Origin of the sequence: Pseudoalteromonas denitrificans DSM 6059 (assembly GCF_900112265.1) — a bacterium.
GTDB lineage: Bacteria > Pseudomonadota > Gammaproteobacteria > Enterobacterales > Alteromonadaceae > Pseudoalteromonas > Pseudoalteromonas denitrificans.
Genome location: NZ_FOLO01000045.1, coordinates 15,000 through 31,398, shown reverse-complemented (window position 1 = coordinate 31,398; position 16,399 = coordinate 15,000). Strand labels below are relative to the sequence as shown.

17 protein-coding genes are annotated in these 16,399 nt (G+C 33.5%); 10 read left to right on the top strand and 7 right to left on the bottom strand.

The annotated features are described in order from the left end of the window. The first annotated feature begins 6 nt into the window (after positions 1–6). Positions 7–219, top strand: coding sequence for a hypothetical protein (locus BM088_RS20115; RefSeq protein WP_091988960.1), 213 nt, complete (start codon positions 7–9; stop codon positions 217–219). Between the two features lie 80 nt (positions 220–299). Here BM088_RS20115 and BM088_RS20110 read toward each other — a convergent pair whose 3' ends face one another. Both BM088_RS20110 and BM088_RS20105 read right to left on the bottom strand, forming a co-directional pair. Further along, entirely contained in the window at positions 300–719 is a 420-nt protein-coding gene (locus BM088_RS20110; RefSeq protein ID WP_245763873.1) for a nucleotide triphosphate diphosphatase NUDT15, read from the bottom strand. Between the two features lie 128 nt (positions 720–847). Then, positions 848–1,180, bottom strand: coding sequence for an EF-hand domain-containing protein (locus tag BM088_RS20105; RefSeq protein WP_091988954.1), 333 nt, complete (start codon positions 1,178–1,180; stop codon positions 848–850). A 322-nt stretch (positions 1,181–1,502) separates the two neighbouring features. On the opposite strand from BM088_RS20105, the gene BM088_RS20100 reads away from it, so the two are divergent. From BM088_RS20100 to BM088_RS20065, 9 genes are all read left to right on the top strand, one after another. Beyond that, positions 1,503–2,960: a YHYH protein gene (locus tag BM088_RS20100; protein WP_177208113.1), complete on the top strand. Its 1,458-nt coding sequence runs from the start codon at positions 1,503–1,505 to the stop codon at positions 2,958–2,960. 124 nt (positions 2,961–3,084) lie between these two features. Beyond that, positions 3,085–4,626 carry an ATP-binding protein gene (locus BM088_RS20095; RefSeq protein ID WP_091988950.1) on the top strand — a complete coding sequence of 514 codons (1,542 nt, stop codon included), beginning with the start codon at positions 3,085–3,087 and terminating at the stop codon, positions 4,624–4,626. Positions 4,627–4,633: 7 nt separating this feature from the next. Continuing rightward, positions 4,634–5,311, top strand: coding sequence for a response regulator (locus tag BM088_RS20090; protein ID WP_091988947.1), 678 nt, complete (start codon positions 4,634–4,636; stop codon positions 5,309–5,311). 242 nt (positions 5,312–5,553) lie between these two features. Continuing rightward, the gene (locus BM088_RS20085) at positions 5,554–6,183 is read left to right on the top strand and encodes a hypothetical protein (protein ID WP_091988944.1); all 630 of its coding nucleotides are present in this window, start codon (positions 5,554–5,556) and stop codon (positions 6,181–6,183) included. Between the two features lie 10 nt (positions 6,184–6,193). Continuing rightward, complete coding sequence (locus tag BM088_RS27780; protein WP_091988941.1) at positions 6,194–6,817, top strand: YbhB/YbcL family Raf kinase inhibitor-like protein; 624 nt, start codon at positions 6,194–6,196, stop codon at positions 6,815–6,817. Next, entirely contained in the window at positions 6,802–8,679 is a 1,878-nt protein-coding gene (locus tag BM088_RS20075; RefSeq protein ID WP_091988938.1) for a YHYH protein, read from the top strand. The genes BM088_RS27780 and BM088_RS20075 overlap by 16 nt, the downstream gene beginning before the upstream one ends. Before the next feature lie 261 nt (positions 8,680–8,940). Further along, on the top strand, positions 8,941–9,120 hold the full coding sequence (locus tag BM088_RS20070; protein ID WP_091988936.1) for a hypothetical protein: 180 nt from the start codon (positions 8,941–8,943) through the stop codon (positions 9,118–9,120). Between the two features lie 247 nt (positions 9,121–9,367). Continuing rightward, positions 9,368–9,544: a hypothetical protein gene (locus tag BM088_RS27330; RefSeq protein ID WP_177208112.1), complete on the top strand. Its 177-nt coding sequence runs from the start codon at positions 9,368–9,370 to the stop codon at positions 9,542–9,544. Between the two features lie 266 nt (positions 9,545–9,810). Then, complete coding sequence (locus BM088_RS20065) at positions 9,811–10,668, top strand: TIGR02285 family protein (RefSeq protein WP_091988934.1); 858 nt, start codon at positions 9,811–9,813, stop codon at positions 10,666–10,668. A 149-nt stretch (positions 10,669–10,817) separates the two neighbouring features. Here the strand turns inward: BM088_RS20065 and BM088_RS20060 are convergent, their stop codons facing one another. Genes BM088_RS20060 through BM088_RS20040 form a run of 5 tightly spaced genes read right to left on the bottom strand, consistent with a single transcriptional unit; the run spans position 10,818 to position 16,399 of the window. After that, positions 10,818–11,711 carry a phosphatidylserine decarboxylase gene (locus BM088_RS20060; RefSeq protein ID WP_091988931.1) on the bottom strand — a complete coding sequence of 298 codons (894 nt, stop codon included), beginning with the start codon at positions 11,709–11,711 and terminating at the stop codon, positions 10,818–10,820. Positions 11,712–11,733: 22 nt separating this feature from the next. After that, a complete protein-coding gene (locus BM088_RS20055) occupies positions 11,734–12,348 on the bottom strand; it encodes a CDP-alcohol phosphatidyltransferase family protein (RefSeq protein ID WP_177208111.1) in 615 nt (204 codons plus the stop codon). 17 nt (positions 12,349–12,365) lie between these two features. Continuing rightward, positions 12,366–12,986, bottom strand: a complete 621-nt coding sequence (locus BM088_RS20050; protein ID WP_091988926.1) for a CDP-archaeol synthase — start codon at positions 12,984–12,986, stop codon at positions 12,366–12,368. A 26-nt stretch (positions 12,987–13,012) separates the two neighbouring features. Next, a complete protein-coding gene (locus tag BM088_RS20045) occupies positions 13,013–13,822 on the bottom strand; it encodes a UbiA family prenyltransferase (protein WP_091988923.1) in 810 nt (269 codons plus the stop codon). Beyond that, positions 13,823–16,399, bottom strand: coding sequence for a PEP/pyruvate-binding domain-containing protein (locus tag BM088_RS20040; RefSeq protein ID WP_091988920.1), 2,577 nt, complete (start codon positions 16,397–16,399; stop codon positions 13,823–13,825).

Sequence of the window (16,399 nt, the reverse complement as noted above, 5' to 3'; positions counted from 1 at the left end):
AAAATAATGAAACTTAAATTGAATAAAAAGAAAATTAAAAACCTATCTCGTGATATGAAAACTTTGCCAGAAAACCTAACACCTCAGATAGGTGGCGCTATGGAAAACCCTTCAGATCAATGCTCCATTAACTGCTCAATAAATAATTGTTGGACAGATACTTGCTGGACTAATACATGCCAAATAACACAATATTGCAATAAAACTGATTTATGTTGATATAAAAATAATTTAATTTGTCTTACTATAATAAGCTGTATTAAAAACAGCTTATTCCCTATCAGTAAATCACTTAACTTTTAAAAAACGCCATTAAACTCTGGATTTTCTTTCAATAGATTAATTAAAGGCAAAAATAATGGTTGAGGTAACGCATTAAAATTAAACCACTGCCATTGTTTGCATTTATTTGGTTCTCGTACCTGTGCCTCTCCTTCTTGACTTGAAGAAATGACAAAAAGAGTGACATAATGCTTATCTTCCGCTTCAAATATGTCATTGGTAAATCCAAGTTTTTTAACTGAATCTAAACTTAAACCTGTTTCCTCTAAAACCTCACGTTTTGCACACGCTTCTATGCATTCGCCCATTTCTAAATGTCCACCTGGAGTTGCCCAGGTATTTGCACCATGTGAGCCGATTCTCTCACCTAATAAGATTTGATTATTTCTCACAATAATCACCCCGACACCAACCCGTACATCTTTATTGTTTTTCAACACAACTTCCTTAATAAGGCTCATACTCTCGGGAGTGAGTATAAACGCATACCAAGTAACATAGTTACGGTTATATTTAATAACTTATTAAATGCATTAATAAAGTTTCTATCTGGCAAAAATTAAGGCTAATTTGTTCCTGCTCTTTTTTGTCTTCTGGGTGGATGTGATTTTCTGTCATTAAATTCATGCTCTGATATTTTGCCATCATTATCAGTGTCAAAATGAGAAAAAACAGTTTCATGATTGCCACGAGGAATTTTATGCTTAGAGAACTCATCGAATGTAATTGCACCATCCCCATTAATATCTAACTTAGTAAATGGAGGCGGACCTCGCCTACCATCACAGTCGCCTTTTTTATCTATATTATCATCAGCAAAAACATTCACTGAACATAAAATAAATGCTGAAGACATACCTGTTTTAAAAACTTGATTTATTAATTTATTTCTCATCATTATTCACCTATTCATACTCAACCTGTTTAAGCCAATTAACTATAAATTTGCAGCCATTGCCTTGATTTAATCAAAGTCTAGCTGCTAAATGTGTAAAAAATATGCAAACAATGAGAAATAAAATATGCTTTGTATCAAACAACATGTTTAATTAAAAAGGCAATACACATTTTGCACACAATTAAAGGTAAAAGCTAAAAAAACAAATTAAATACATTAAATATCAACAAATTAAAAACATTTAACATCTTCATTTTCACACCATTTTACCGTTTTATACTTTCTATCATAAAAATTTAATTTTAAGATAGGAAAGATTACGATGAAAGATCACAAAAAATTTATTTTCTATGTAAGTACATTAATATCAATAATTGCGTGTGGTTCTGACAATGCGTCTACACAAGATATAATTGGCTCTGAAACAGATGCTGAAACGAACAATTTAGTATTGAGCAGTAATATCATGGTAAATAATGGCTCTCTTCCAAGTACTTATACCTGTGATGGTGAAGGTATTTCACCAAACCTATCTTGGTCAAATCCCCCCACAGATACTAAAAGTTTTGCTGTAATGATGCATCATGATGTAGCACCTGGTGACAGTCACTGGTATTGGGTCATGTATGATATTCCTTCATCTACAACTGCTATCAATGACAACGAAACGATAGGTCAAATGGGGAGTAACAGTGTGAATGACTTAAATGAATATGCCCCGCCTTGTTCACAGGGTTCAGGAGATAAATTGTATACATTTAGTCTTTATGCTTTATCAGACTCACCTGATTTGACCAATGTAAATAATGTTGGCAGAAATGAGCTATTGAGTGCCATTTCAAATATTACCTTAGATACTGTCACTTTATCTGTGAGTTACCAGCGTAATAACAGTACAAGCTCAACTGCCTGTGAAAAAGTTCAGTTATCGGTCAGCCAAGCAGGATTTAATGATGTAAATGTGACGTGTGATACTGAATTTGCGTATATTACTTCCGATACTTATCCGTCACATGACTTAATGAATGGGATCACTGGCACAAACGAACAAATACCTGTTCCCGCAGTTAATTATTCTGCTCCTATAAAATTATCACCTGTAATTGCTTCATCAAAAACAACAATAGATGCAGCATTAGGTGTCGCAATTAATGGCGTGCCAATTTATGATTATTCATCTCAAGGAGAGTTAGATATTTATAATTATGATGCAAATAGTGATACGGTAAAGTTAGGCCAGTTAGATAACTGTGGTGGTCATGCAGGACGAGGTGATGATTATCATTATCATGCATCTCCTGATTGTATGTTAGATGCTATGACAAACAAAAGCGCTGACGCCATAATAGGCTGGGCTTATGATGGATATCCTTTGTATGGCCATACGAACCCTGACGGTAGTCAAATAAACCTGGGTGACCTTGATGTATGTAATGGTCAAAATGACAATGACTTCGGCTATAGATATCATACATCTGAGCAAGCGCCTTATATATTTCAATGTTTGGTAGGGGAAGTTGATACAAATATATTACCCAGAGTTTCACCTTTATCAGGTAATAACTCAAATGTAAGGGCTGATTTGACGCCACCTCAGGATGGCGTTGAAAATTTAAAACACGTCATTAGTGATAGTGGAACAAGGACCATGACATATACTTATCAAGGCCAAGAGTATTACGTTTCTTATCAAGTAAGTAATCAAACAAACTGTTATGATTTTGAGCAAAAGACAGTAAGTCATGGCGGCATTATCGAAACGGGAACTTTTTGTCGATAAATTATATACCAAAAAGAATTTAATTTTATGGGGTCAGTTCCCCCATATTGTCTAGTTCATAACATAGTTAAAATACGATAATAAAAAGCACATTATTGGATCGTGCGTTATATAGGGGCATTTTTTGAAGTTATTTCACAAATTTTTTCTTGCATTTTTTGTGACAAATCTTGCAATAGTCATATTATTACTGGTCTCTATTGGAGTCAGTTTATCCTCTGACTTTAATGACTTTATTAATGAAGCCGAAGATCAGCATGTTAAAAACTCTATTGCGCAATTAACCAAAACTTATCAGATAAATAATAGCTGGCAGCCTATCATTAACGATGTACAAATATGGCGAGATATTGTGGATCCTAGAAAAGATCCCCCGCCTCCCAGACAAGAGCAAAACAAACATCCACCGAGAAAGAATCAAAGTGTGGAAGGTTTTGAATCAAACTTCAGAAATCAAAGACCACCTCCAAACGCAGATAAACGTATAAGGGGGCACAAACCAGCTCAAGGTTCCAGGCCAAAACCTAGGCCTGCACCACCAGCAAAAAAACGAGAAGACCCTGCCGATTTTTTAAAAACGGGAAGGCGAATGAGCTTATACGATATGAATGAAAGTGTAATTGTTGGCCGTGAATTCTTGAATGATCACCCACGTATAGAACCTATTATCTCTAACGGAGAAACCATAGGCTGGATTGGACTCGTCCCTTCTAATGCAATCAAAGACAGCCCCGCAAGTGACTTTTTGCGCCAGCAATATAAAACCTACTATATTATTGCCTGTGCAGTGCTTATTCTGTCTGTTTTTATGGCTATTTTATTAGCAAAGCATTTAATAGCTCCCATAAAACTGCTCATAAATGGCACAGGTAAACTCAGAAATGGTGATTATGCGGCTAGAGTCAACAAAGTGTCCAAAGATGAAATAGGTTTACTATCTGATAACTTTAATGATTTAGCGAATACTTTAGAAAAAAACCAAACTAATCGTCATCAGTGGATATCTGATACCTCACATGAGCTGAGAACACCTTTAACGGTTATAAAGTCACAATTGATTGCCATACAAGACGGTATTTTCGAAGCGACAAGTGATAGGGTCGATTTGTTTATTGATGAAATAAACAAACTAGGCAGGATTGTGGATGACTTATATCAATTATCAAGCTCAGATGTAGGAGGTCTAACCTACAAAAAAAGTAATATAGATCCCATGCAATTATTACTTCATACTTTAAACAATTATCAGAGTAAGTTTTTGCAACAGAAATTAAAAGTAACACACAATATTACCGATACTAGCCGCTGCACCATAGTGGCGGACAAAACAAGATTATTACAGCTATTCTCTAATTTAATTGAAAATTCATGCCGCTATACAGATTCTGGTGGCAAAATTAATATTATTACCACACTCAAAAAAAATGAATTAAGTATACAAATAAATGACTCATTTCCTGGTGTGAGTAAAGAAAATCAAGCTAAAATTTTTGAACGATTTTATCGTGTTGAGCAATCGCGTAGTCGTATTTATGGCGGTTCAGGTTTAGGGCTCGCTTTATGTTCACAAATAGTGATTGCACATCAAGGTACTATCAATACTCAAGACTCAGCTTTAGGTGGCTTAAGCATTAACATAAACTTGCCTCTTAACTTAGGAGCTTAAAAAATTAATGATAAAATATCATATTCTTATTGTTGAAGACGAACCCGCTATCGCCGAAGTTTTATGTGCTTACTGCACCAATGCAGGTTATACAGTGAAACATTTAGATTCAGGGCGAGATGTTATCAATTATTTAAAAAATAATAACGTTGATTTAATTTTATTAGATCTTATGTTGCCTGATGTTGATGGCATTACCTTATGTAAAAGTACCCGGTTATTTTCTGAGATACCTATAATTATGATCACTGCTAAAAATGAAGAAATTGACCGCTTAATTGGCTTAGAAATAGGTGCTGATGATTATATTTGCAAACCTTTTAGTCCCAGAGAAGTGATCGCAAGAATCAAAGTTATTTTAAAACGTGCTGGCAACTTAAGTAAAAATCTTATCCGGCAATCTGGTTTTGAACTTGATATAGAACAATATAGTGCAACCTTAAATAATCAAAATCTTGACCTTACACCGATTGAATTCAAATTATTAGAGCGCTTCATAAAAAACATTAACAAAGTTTTCAGCCGCCAAGAAATCATGGATAGTGTTTATACTGGATTTGATGACGTCAGTGATCGTAATATAGATACTCACGTGAAAAACATCCGTAAAAAAATAAATAAAATTTCCCCAGAATTAAACCCTATTGCTTCAGTTTATGGCGTTGGCTATAAAATAACATTTTAATTGAAACCTTTTTGCACTATCAATTTAAAGCGCACAACTTATGTGCGCTTTTTTATATTCACAATTTGCACACATTTAATAAAACCACAATAACAAAAAATAAATTGAACATTTAAATCATAGACTTAATTAAATATGAATTCTTCATTTTTAACCCATACTGCTCGCCCATAATCATAATTGTAAATTAATCCTTGTATCAATTTAAAATATAAAAGTTTTAACTTTAGGAGAGTTGGATCATGAAATTACACTTCAAAGCCCCATTCATTTTTGTCAGCATAATACTGTTCATAACAAGCATACAAAGTTATGCCCATGCTTTAAAAGAAACAACTGCAAGAGTGATTTTAAGAGATGGACAAATCGAAATACATTTACAAGCAGATATTCAGCAATGGCAAAAACGTTTACAAGACCATCAAGCTTGGTTAATGGGTGATATCAAAACCGTTATGCCAGCAAACCTAAATCGTAAACAAACAACACATTACTTTATACAACAACTAATTGAAAAAACTAAACTAAAAGTTAATAACCAAGATATTTCGGTTAAAGTAACTGCATTTGAACAAAAAAACTCATCTGGACACCATTTTAGCAATATCGTTTTAATGGCCAAACATACACAGTCATCTGTTGAACAACTCAGTATCGGTTTTCCTAAGACATTAGGAGACATTCACGCCAACTTTGTTCAACCAAAATACCGTGTGATCAAATCAGGAAAAATCAGAACCTTGGCATTTAAACATGCACATAAGTCTGAAATTAACATTAAAAAGTTAAATTCGCACCATAACAATACGCCAACAAACACGTTATCTCATCACATATCAGCGCACACCCCTGACCAAATACATACGCATTAGGAGCATTATCATGAAAAAAGTGACTTATTTATTAATCGCTATGCACAGTCCCTTATGGTTCAATATCGGTATTAATCAAGCAACTGCACAACCTGGCAGTAAACCACCACCAGAAGCGATTAATGCATGCCAAAACAAACCGGTTAATGCGCAATGTGATTTTTTTGGTCCAAAAGGACAAGAATTTGGTTTTTGTGAAAATACCCCTGACCAAGCTTTTTTTGCCTGCCGTCCAGATAAAAATGCAGATGTCAATATTCCCGTTAATTTTACACTCACAAGCTCAACAATGTCTGATGAGCATTTATTACCAGAAACTTATACTTGTGATGGTGAAAGTATTTCCCCGCCCCTTTCTTGGAAAAATGCCCCTGCAGGTACAGCTGACTATGCAGTTATCATGCACCATGAAGTTGCAGTAAATGATAATCACTGGTATTGGATTATGTATGATATTGGGCAAAACCACACTGCAATCGCAGAAAATCAGGTAATAGGTCACTTAGGCACAAATAGTGTTAACAATCTCAATGAATATGCCCCCCCTGCTCTCAAGGTCCTGGGCTTAAAAAATATACATTTACCTTATATGCATTATCTGCAAAACCTGCATTTAAAATGGACGAAAATGTAGACAGAAATACGCTATTAAATGCGATGGCTAATATAACATTAAACTCTGTGACTTTAGATGTTAATTATGAGCGCAGTACTTCTACAGAGCCAGATCCAATAAACACTGGAGGATCTTGTACAGCGATAAAAAACTCAATAAACGTGGCTGGTTTTAATGATGTAAGCGTAATCTGTGATGATGAGTATGCTTATGTTATTTCGGATACTTACCCAAATCATGATTTAATGAATGGTATTACAGGAACTAATGAACAAATACCAGTGCCTGCCATTAATTATGCTGCGCCTATAAAACTATCACCTCAAAAAGCAACCAGCTTAACAACCATAGATGCCGCAGTTGGCGTTGCTGTTAATGGTGTGCCTATATATGATTATTCATCTCAAGGTGAATTAGATATCTATAACTATGATGTTAATTCAGATACTTTTGCACTGGGCCAATTAGATAATTGTGGTGGACATGCAGGTCGTGGTGACGATTATCATTATCATGTTTCACCAAATTGCATGATAGATAGCATGGAAAATAAAACAGATAATACCATCATAGGCTGGGCATATGACGGCTACCCTTTATATGGAGATAAAAATCCAGATGGCAGCGTAATAAATGATGCTGAACTTGATGTTTGTAATGGTCAATCAGATGAAAGCTTTGGTTACCGGTACCATACATCAACTCATGCCCCCTATATCATTCAATGCCTAGTAGGTGAAGTAGATACAAGTATACTTCCAAGAGTTTCACCGCTTAGTGGAAATACTGCAAGCGCACGCGCAAATTTAACGCCCCCTAGAGATGGCGTGGAAAACCTGCAACATACCATAAACAATACTGGCGAACGTAAAATGACTTACAACTACAAAGGTCAGTCTTATTATGTAATTTACAGTCCATCAGTAACCAAAGAAAATTGTTTCAACTTCGAACAAAAAACCGTTTCAAATGGTGGCATAATTGAAACAGGTACTTTTTGCAGAGAAGATAACCCCCTACCACAAGGAAACCAGCAAACCAAAATACTCGATTTTAGTCAATACGAAACCTTTTCTAATGCACTAAGCGAACAAGTAAACCGAGGCGATGGTAATAATATTGATAATTATTTTCGTAATAGCGGCGTATTAATTGATGAGAAACAAAATGCCTATTATGGTGTTAATGGCGTTCACCCTATCAATCAGGGTGATTACACTAGCTATTATCCAAAATCTGTTGTTAAAGCTTCAATGAACGATGATACTATCATTAAGTCTTATTCATTTGATTCTATCTATGGTCATAATATTGATATGGAGGCACTGAGTTTTGGTAAAAATCCTGACGCCATTTATATCGGCGACGAATATAACTACATATATGAATTAGATTTAAACTTAGGTACTATAATCAATCAATGGGATTTAGCCGATATTGGACTCTCTACCAATATTGATAAAGGCATTGAAGCTATGAGTTATGCCAGCAGTACAGATAATTTTTATGTCGGTATTCAAGGCTTGGAAAAAATTATATCCGTTAAACTCAATGACAATAATACACTTACTAAAATCAATGAATTTTCACTTCCCTCAGGTTGGGCACCCAGCGGTTTATTTGCACACAAAAATGGCAGTCTTTATGTTGTATCAATGAAAGGAAGTGGTACAGCTGGTAATCAAACAATATTTCAATATCACACTGATGGTAGCTTAATGTGCGAAGTCACAATACCAAATGAACTTGGCATCATACGCACAGATGGTATTTTCATAGATTCAACTGATAGCTTTATTTATCTTGCAGACTCACAAGGACCAATTTATGGTGGCAATTCACTTTATAAAATAGCTTGGACAAAACCATGTGATCAATAAGTATTTACGTTTATGCCCATCTCACCTTGAGTATGGGTATTGATACTTGTTGTTTTAATTCTTTCATTTCAGGTTTTTATACTTAATTAAATATACTTCCTCAGTCTTTAACACTTATAAAAATACGATATTCAAGTAACAATATTAAGCTTAGCACGACATAAAAAAATTGACTTTATAGGTACAAAATGTAACATGAGAATATACGACTTATATCGTATTGTATAAATTTGAAGAATGTACTCTTAATAAGGATATAAAATGAAATTATCATTAAACAAAAAAAAACTTAAAAACCTATCAAAAGATAATAAAGCATTACCATCAGATATGACGCCACAAGTAGGCGGCGGTAGACCTCCAATTTCAGATGGCGAACCACTGAGCTTATGCTTTGCACGCACATGTGGTTGGGGATCTACCTGTAGAGATGTTTACTAAACACTTTCTTATCATGGTCAATTCATATTGACCATTTTTATTTTCAAAGCGTCACACTACAATATTTACATCCTCCTTTCAATTTTTAAAAAACCTAAAAAACGATAATAAATTTTTTTTATCTTCCTCATAAAAAAGTTTTGACATTAAAAGGTACAAGTAGTAACTTAATTAGGTACCTGCATTTATATGCGGTTGTATTATATCTATTTTTAAAAATATAATTTATAAAACATAAGGATGTAAAATGAAATTATCATTAAACAAAAAGAAAATTAAAAACCTTTCAAAAGATACTAAATCATTACCAGCAGATATGACTCCTCAAGTTGGTGGTGGTCGTTTTTCTGATGGTGAAAGACTAAGCATGTGTTATGCGTACACTTGTGGTAGCGGTGGTCGTACTTGTAAAGACGTTTACTAAACGCTTTATATTATTGTGGTCAAATAATTTTTGACCACTTTAAAAATCTCTTTTCATATCATTTCTTAAATCACAGTCATTTTCGACATTTAATTTATACCCAGATAGATTGTAAAATTTAGTGTTATTATAATGATGTCAGATGCAAAATATTTCCGCCTTAAGCTAAATCAAACCCATCACAATAAGTTCCTTAGTTTTTATAGACTATAATTTAAAAATTCTTTGTTATTTCTATTTTCATATTAACGATATAGGAAAGTTAAATGGGTTTAAAAGTAAGCTTATGGTTAACAATTCTTATTTTCAGTTCACCAATACATGCTAAAGAAACAATCCAGTGGATGTATTCAGACTTCCCTCCGGCATTTATTGTTAAAGGTGAAAACACAGGAAAAGGGTACGTCGACCTAACTCAAAAGTTGCTTATTAACGCATTACCTGAATACCGCCATATCAAAATAAAGGCAAATTATGCTAGAAGTAATTTGGAATTATCACAAAAAGATAATATATGTCACGCCGCTTTGCTGAAAACAGCTGAACGTGAAAAATTTACTGAATTTTCTATTGCTGCTTATATTGTTTTTGGTAATAAGTTAATTATCAATCAACATGATAACGCTATTTTAAAACCATATTTTATGAAAAATAAAACCATAGATCTGGCTTCATTGATGGCATCAGGAGACTTTAAATTAGGCATAGCTAAAGGCGCTAAATACGGAACACCTATAGATCAAATTTTAAAATCTCACTTTAATAAAGTTTCAATATTTGAACGCTCAGCAGAAGATCATTTTAGTGGCCTATCAAAAATGCTCAGTTTAAAAAATAGAGAAATAAATGCGACTTTAGGCTTTGAGGTTGAAATAAGATACGCATTAACTCAATTAGGCGCTAATGACATAAACCTGAAAACTTACTCAATTGATGGCTCTGCTCAATATGAGTTAGGCTATATTGGTTGCTCTAAAACTAAAATAGGTAAAACAATCATTCAAAAAATAAATAAAATATTAATAAAAAATAGAGCAAATAAAATCAGTCGATTTTATGAAAAATGGCTCTCCAATTCAGAATCTATTGAGCATAAAAAGTGGTTGAAAATATTTTTATATTAAAAAAAGAAGGAAATTTGCGTCAATAAAAACCCAACTAAAGTTGAGAGCCTACTTTACGTTACATATTTATTATTCAAAAAATAATTAAAATACATTTTTTATCAATCCGTTATTTGATCCGAATTTACTCCTAAGACTTTTTACAACTTTTAATATATCTGCCCAACAACTTCTCCCATCTTCACTAATGTTTCGATATTTTCCAACGATTGCTCAGCAATGTCTTTATCAACTTTAATACATTCTTTTTTAAATAGCAGCACTATGGTTGAACCACCAAACTCAAAGTAACCCTTTTCTTCCCCTCTCATAAAGTCACCACCCGTTATTTTATGTTGTTTAATCTTACCCACAACCATAGCACCAACATCGATTTGTATAACATGACCAAAATTACGTGTTTTTAAAACAGAATATTGACGTACATTTTCACTAAAAACTCTTGTTATTTTTTTCTGGGCTATAGGACTTACAGAGTGCAAATAACCATTCACATTTACTAATTCTGATTCTTGACCGTCATCAAAATAAACAAATCTATGATAATCCATTGGTGCCAATCTATATACCAGACAAACACCTTCACTGTATTCTTTTGCACTCTTTTTACTAAGCAACAACTGTTCAACTGAATATAGGTTTTGTTTTATTTTGATATCTGAAGCATTACTAATGGGATATACCATTAACCGGGCATCACAAGGTGAAATGAGTTTTTTAGGTTCTGTATTAATAGATCTAATATTTGGCTTAAATTTCCGAATAAAAAAAGCATTAAAATTAGAATACTCTTCTAAGCTTTGGTCTAGTTCTGAAATATCGATTTTATATTTTTTAATAAATTCAGTAATTTTATGCTTCGAACGTTCTGATTTCTGAATTTTTCCATAGATCTTTGAAAACCAAATTCTCTTAAAAATTAACTTCTCTAATAAACTGCCAAAATAGGTATCATAAACAAATGTCATAAAGCTCACTTCAAAAATACATTCATTTTCAATTTTTTTTGTTTGTCGGTTATATAAAGGTATTTTTAGTTTCATAACTTACTCCTTAAATTATTTCCTAACGCGATAATAATAAATAACTGAATGTTAAAAAAATCGCGATAAATGGAAATATCAAATAAAATATACCTTTAGGTTTGGGAATAGGAATATTTAATATAAATAACATTGCAATAACAAAATAACTCCCTCTCAAAAGCCACTCCATTTGAATGCTATCCAAGAAATAACTAAATAAATATACTAATGGTAGTAATAGCGCAACAAACGTAACAGGTAAACCAGAATAATAAGCTTTCCCATTATGTTCTTCTAATCCAAATACATTAAAATAAGCTAAACGCATTGCAGCTGAACTCACAAAAAAGCTTAGAATAATGATATCAATTATCTGATTATTCATACCAAATTGTATTGCAAGAATTACAGGTACAATACCAAAACAAGCCATATCAACCATGCTATCTATTTGTACACCAAATAATTTTTCGTTATCACTCATTTTTACTTTACGAGCAATTAGCCCATCAAATAAATCACAAATACCTGCATATATAAAACAAATTATCGCCAGTGAAAATTCTTGCTGTAGCGCAAAATTTATTGAAAGTACCCCAAGCAGTAGCCCTAAAAAAGTCACTATTGTCGGTGGATTAATCAATCCTATAAACATATTTATTTCCTTGTGGTTTACCATGGGCTAGATTTAAGACGCAAGACATAGAGCAAGATATTCATCAAATAGTGTACCGCGGTAGCAACTATGAAAATACTGAACCATAATGCGAATGAAGGGGTATAAAAAATCAATAAAAATATGACACAACCAAGTGCAGAGTCAGCTTGATCTACAAAATTGAAAATAATACCACTGAGTTTTTTGCCTCCTTTTCCTGGTGCGATATTGATTCTTCTTTTAATAAAGCTATTAGGTAATTCAAACAAAACATAACCCAAGCCCCATAATGCACCAAACAAAACCAACTGACTATAGTTATATGATTCATAAGGAATAAGTGATAATTCTCGGGCTGTTAAGTTATTTTGTGCTATAAGACCAAAAACAAAAAAACATAGGGCACAAAAAAAAATCATGCCCCAAAATCCCTTCCAAGTTTTATTTGCACCAAATATAGGCTGTCCATCTGACAAACACTTTCCTGCATCCATAGGTACATGTATTCGTGAAAACAGGCGAGACTTTACAAAAAGCATATTTAACGTACCAGCTAAAATAATCGGCAAAATTAAATAAAGAATTAACCCTATTGAATTAGCGTTTTGTAATATACTACTGATCTCTACATTCATTTTTGCTAGTTCCTATAATAATTTTTTTAATAACTCATTAGTTTGTTTTCTATAAATAAAGCAGCTGCCGGTATTAGAAAGTATAAATAACCTGCAATGTAAAAAGCCTTAGCTGATTTTTCATTAGGCCACTTTATCAGTCGAATTAATAACAAACATATATAAGTAAAGCCCCCAGTTAGTATTCCTAAAAAAATAACTGATGACTCAATTTTAAAAGCCAAACTGATACCGATGCAAAAACTTATGAGATATACAAAAACTGCATGCCAATGAAGTTTAGTTTTAATTTTACTCTCTACACTGTGGGCAAAGTCATGTGCAATAGCTGATGACCAATAAAAAAAAGCCATACTAATGATAGAATAAATGGCGCTATCGTTTACATCACTTACAGCCAATACAGGAATAAAAAAGAAAACGACATTAATTAAATAGGCATCTAATAGAATATATTTAAGTGGTTTAATTATTAAAAAGTAAAAAAAATAGAAAATTAATAACCCAACTGTTAGCCAAAAAACATCTAGAAAAACGCCAATAAATACTACAAATAACACCAACCACAATAAGTTCAACTGAAGTAATTTTGGCGATATGCTTCCATTTACAAGTTTACGTTTGGGTTTCCTTTGCTTATCTTCCTCAATTGAGGTTATATCGTCGACTATTCTCAGTATCAGTAATACTAAAAATACCCAACCAGTCACAACAATAGCAACAAGTGCGTTAACACTCATAACACTTAACGGCCCCAGACTTAATAATAAAGCAAGTGGTATAGCCGCTTTTAATGTGTAACGTTCTTGTACAAATAACAGCAATGTACAAAGCATCTATTTAATACACTCTATCATGCCAGTATCACCATCAATGGCTATTTTTGTTCCATCTTTTAGTTTCTGAATTGCACCTTCAACAGCAACAATAGCAGGAATGCCAAACTCCCTAGAAACAATGGCACCATGTGATAACAAGCCTCCTTTTTCCAATACGATACCACCTGCAACCAGAAGTAATGGCGTCCAACCAGGATCTGTACTTCGAGTAACAAGTATATCCCCAGGCTCTAATCTGTTATCTGCTACCGGATCAAGTATTATTTTTACTGTTCCTGTCACTTTACCACCAGACACACCTAAACCTTTTAATTGAGAGCTATCTAAATTTGTTAAGTCATTATTAACAACTTTTAAATGCTCTCCTTTATCTAGAAAGAAAAATTCTGGCGGGTCTTGTTTTTCATATCGCTGATGTTGTTCTTTACGCATTTTAATTGTTTCCATGATCTGCTCTGGAAACTGACATTTACCATTAACAATATCTGCAACTTCTGCAGATGATAAATAAAATACATCTTCAGCGGATGTAAAATACTGCTTTTGCATCAATCTTTCACCAATCTGTAAAGTGATCAAACGTATTTCACCAAACATCAAACTTTGTATCATGCGAGCTTGTTCTCTTAATTTAATACCTCTTTGAGCCAGTTTTATGGCCATTTTATACAATGTTTTTTTAGCCTGTGGTAAATCTTTTATTAATTTATGAGTAAAGACCTCACGTTTAGCCACTTCTTTTTTGTGATTCTCAGCAATGCTTGCTTTAGTATTTTTTTGATATTTTTTTATCAATTGCCAAAATAAGTCATGACGCTCTTCAAAGGTTGGATGCACTAACATGCACTCTAAATAACACCGTCCGCCAAATCGATACATAAAGTCATCAAACAGTTTTTTTAAATTGATAGGTAAATATTCATAAATTTTGACGTAGTCATCATTATCTAAATAACTCTGCGCTTGCGTCACCATTATTTCAGTCGCCATGCGCTCAATCAAAATTGAAGGCTCCATAGATTTAAGTTCTAACCCAATTAACAAATCTTTCGTGATTTGTTCAGGTGATTCACTTTGAGTAGGAAACCAACTTTTAGTTAACTGATTTAATAAACCTGGAAAAAGTAAAACCGTGATATCTGCAATAGCCAATCGGTGAAGCTCTTTATAACCAAATTGTGTAAAAATATTTTCTAACTTTATTTGCAGTTCACTCAACGATTGCTGTTTATAAGGTGTACTGCGCCATTTGTCTCTATTATTATAAAAATGTGTTTCCAGTTTACTAACGTGTACCTTTCCTCTAATGAGTACAGCACTTAACCTTCCAAAAAAACCTATATTATTCAATGGGTTTTTCCACTTATCAGTAACCCAGCCAAAGTTTGAATCTGATTTAAATGTGAATGGGATATTTTGACCAATATAATTATTTAGATATTTTTGTAACGTACTACCAATGGGAAAAAAATTTAATACTTGATACCAGTTATTTAAGTTGTAATAAATACGTCCAGCTTGTATCCCACTCAGATTGCCTACAGCATTATCAGCGCGTTGTAATTCTTGTTCTTTCCAACCAAACATTCGCAATATATTACTCATATACAGGTTATAAAATCGCTCTGCAATAGACCAAGTGAAAGGTGTCAATGGGTTAGGAAAGTTTTCAGACATATTTACACTAGTCCACGCAATACCAGTACCAGTATTCAAAGCCGTTATAGGACGAATTTGAAGTAGCTTTAATCCTTCTGAATCTATACACCATTCAATATCAACTGGGTGACCATAGCTTTTCTCTGCTTTTAGTGACAAATCTACCAAGTCTGTTAACCCTGACGTTAGTTTAGACGCCAACTGAGCATCTAAAACTTTGGATACACGATTAACTTTAATTTGATTAGGTGTAACCTCTCCAGAAACTAACGCTTCACCCAAACCTTCCACCCACTCAATCACTATTTTATCGGTTGATTTGGTCAGTGGATCCAAACTAAATAAAACACCTGCGTAAATGGCATCAATTTGTTCTTGTATTACGACCCCCATTTGTAAGTTAATACTGAGCTTATTGCGTTGATAATAGGCTAAAACAGCTGGGTTAAACATACTAGCCCAACAATCTTTAATACGATCTGCAACGCTATTTTTATCTACTTCTAAATATGTATCAAACTGGCCAGCCATTGAGTGCTCATTACCATCTTCAGCAGCAGACGAAGAACGTACTGCAACCTGCTGATAAGGCAAACTACTTACTGCCTTAGTGATATCTTCCATGACTTGAGGACTAAAACCACCTGACTTTATTGCTTTTTGAATTCCCTCCCCACTATCTTCAACACCTTTAGAGTGAGTACTCACCAACTCAATATGATTGTAGTCGCAAAAATCATGGAAAGCTTGCGAAGAAATAACGACTCCTCTAGGGACTGGATACCCCTGTTTCAATAATTCATGCAATCGCATAGCTTTAGCACCAACATCTGAAAAAGTGAGTTCAAAGTCATCTGAAAGTGGGTATATCCAATGCGCTAAAGGAAATGTTTTTTCCGCTAAATTTTGATTCAT

What these genes read in the sequence shown, in the direction of transcription:
- BM088_RS20115 (WP_091988960.1), top strand. Translation starts at nt 7, where the DNA reads ATGAAACTTAAATTGAATAAAAAGAAAATTAAAAACCTATCTCGTGAT.
- BM088_RS20105 (WP_091988954.1), bottom strand. Translation starts at nt 1,180, where the DNA reads ATGATGAGAAATAAATTAATAAATCAAGTTTTTAAAACAGGTATGTCT.
- BM088_RS20100 (WP_177208113.1), top strand. Translation starts at nt 1,503, where the DNA reads ATGAAAGATCACAAAAAATTTATTTTCTATGTAAGTACATTAATATCA.
- BM088_RS20090 (WP_091988947.1), top strand. Translation starts at nt 4,634, where the DNA reads ATGATAAAATATCATATTCTTATTGTTGAAGACGAACCCGCTATCGCC.
- BM088_RS20085 (WP_091988944.1), top strand. Translation starts at nt 5,554, where the DNA reads ATGAAATTACACTTCAAAGCCCCATTCATTTTTGTCAGCATAATACTG.
- BM088_RS27780 (WP_091988941.1), top strand. Translation starts at nt 6,194, where the DNA reads ATGAAAAAAGTGACTTATTTATTAATCGCTATGCACAGTCCCTTATGG.
- BM088_RS20075 (WP_091988938.1), top strand. Translation starts at nt 6,802, where the DNA reads ATGGACGAAAATGTAGACAGAAATACGCTATTAAATGCGATGGCTAAT.
- BM088_RS20070 (WP_091988936.1), top strand. Translation starts at nt 8,941, where the DNA reads ATGAAATTATCATTAAACAAAAAAAAACTTAAAAACCTATCAAAAGAT.
- BM088_RS27330 (WP_177208112.1), top strand. Translation starts at nt 9,368, where the DNA reads ATGAAATTATCATTAAACAAAAAGAAAATTAAAAACCTTTCAAAAGAT.
- BM088_RS20065 (WP_091988934.1), top strand. Translation starts at nt 9,811, where the DNA reads ATGGGTTTAAAAGTAAGCTTATGGTTAACAATTCTTATTTTCAGTTCA.
- BM088_RS20060 (WP_091988931.1), bottom strand. Translation starts at nt 11,711, where the DNA reads ATGAAACTAAAAATACCTTTATATAACCGACAAACAAAAAAAATTGAA.
- BM088_RS20055 (WP_177208111.1), bottom strand. Translation starts at nt 12,348, where the DNA reads ATGTTTATAGGATTGATTAATCCACCGACAATAGTGACTTTTTTAGGG.
- BM088_RS20050 (WP_091988926.1), bottom strand. Translation starts at nt 12,986, where the DNA reads ATGAATGTAGAGATCAGTAGTATATTACAAAACGCTAATTCAATAGGG.
- BM088_RS20045 (WP_091988923.1), bottom strand. Translation starts at nt 13,822, where the DNA reads ATGCTTTGTACATTGCTGTTATTTGTACAAGAACGTTACACATTAAAA.
- BM088_RS20040 (WP_091988920.1), bottom strand. Translation starts at nt 16,399, where the DNA reads ATGAATCAAAATTTAGCGGAAAAAACATTTCCTTTAGCGCATTGGATA.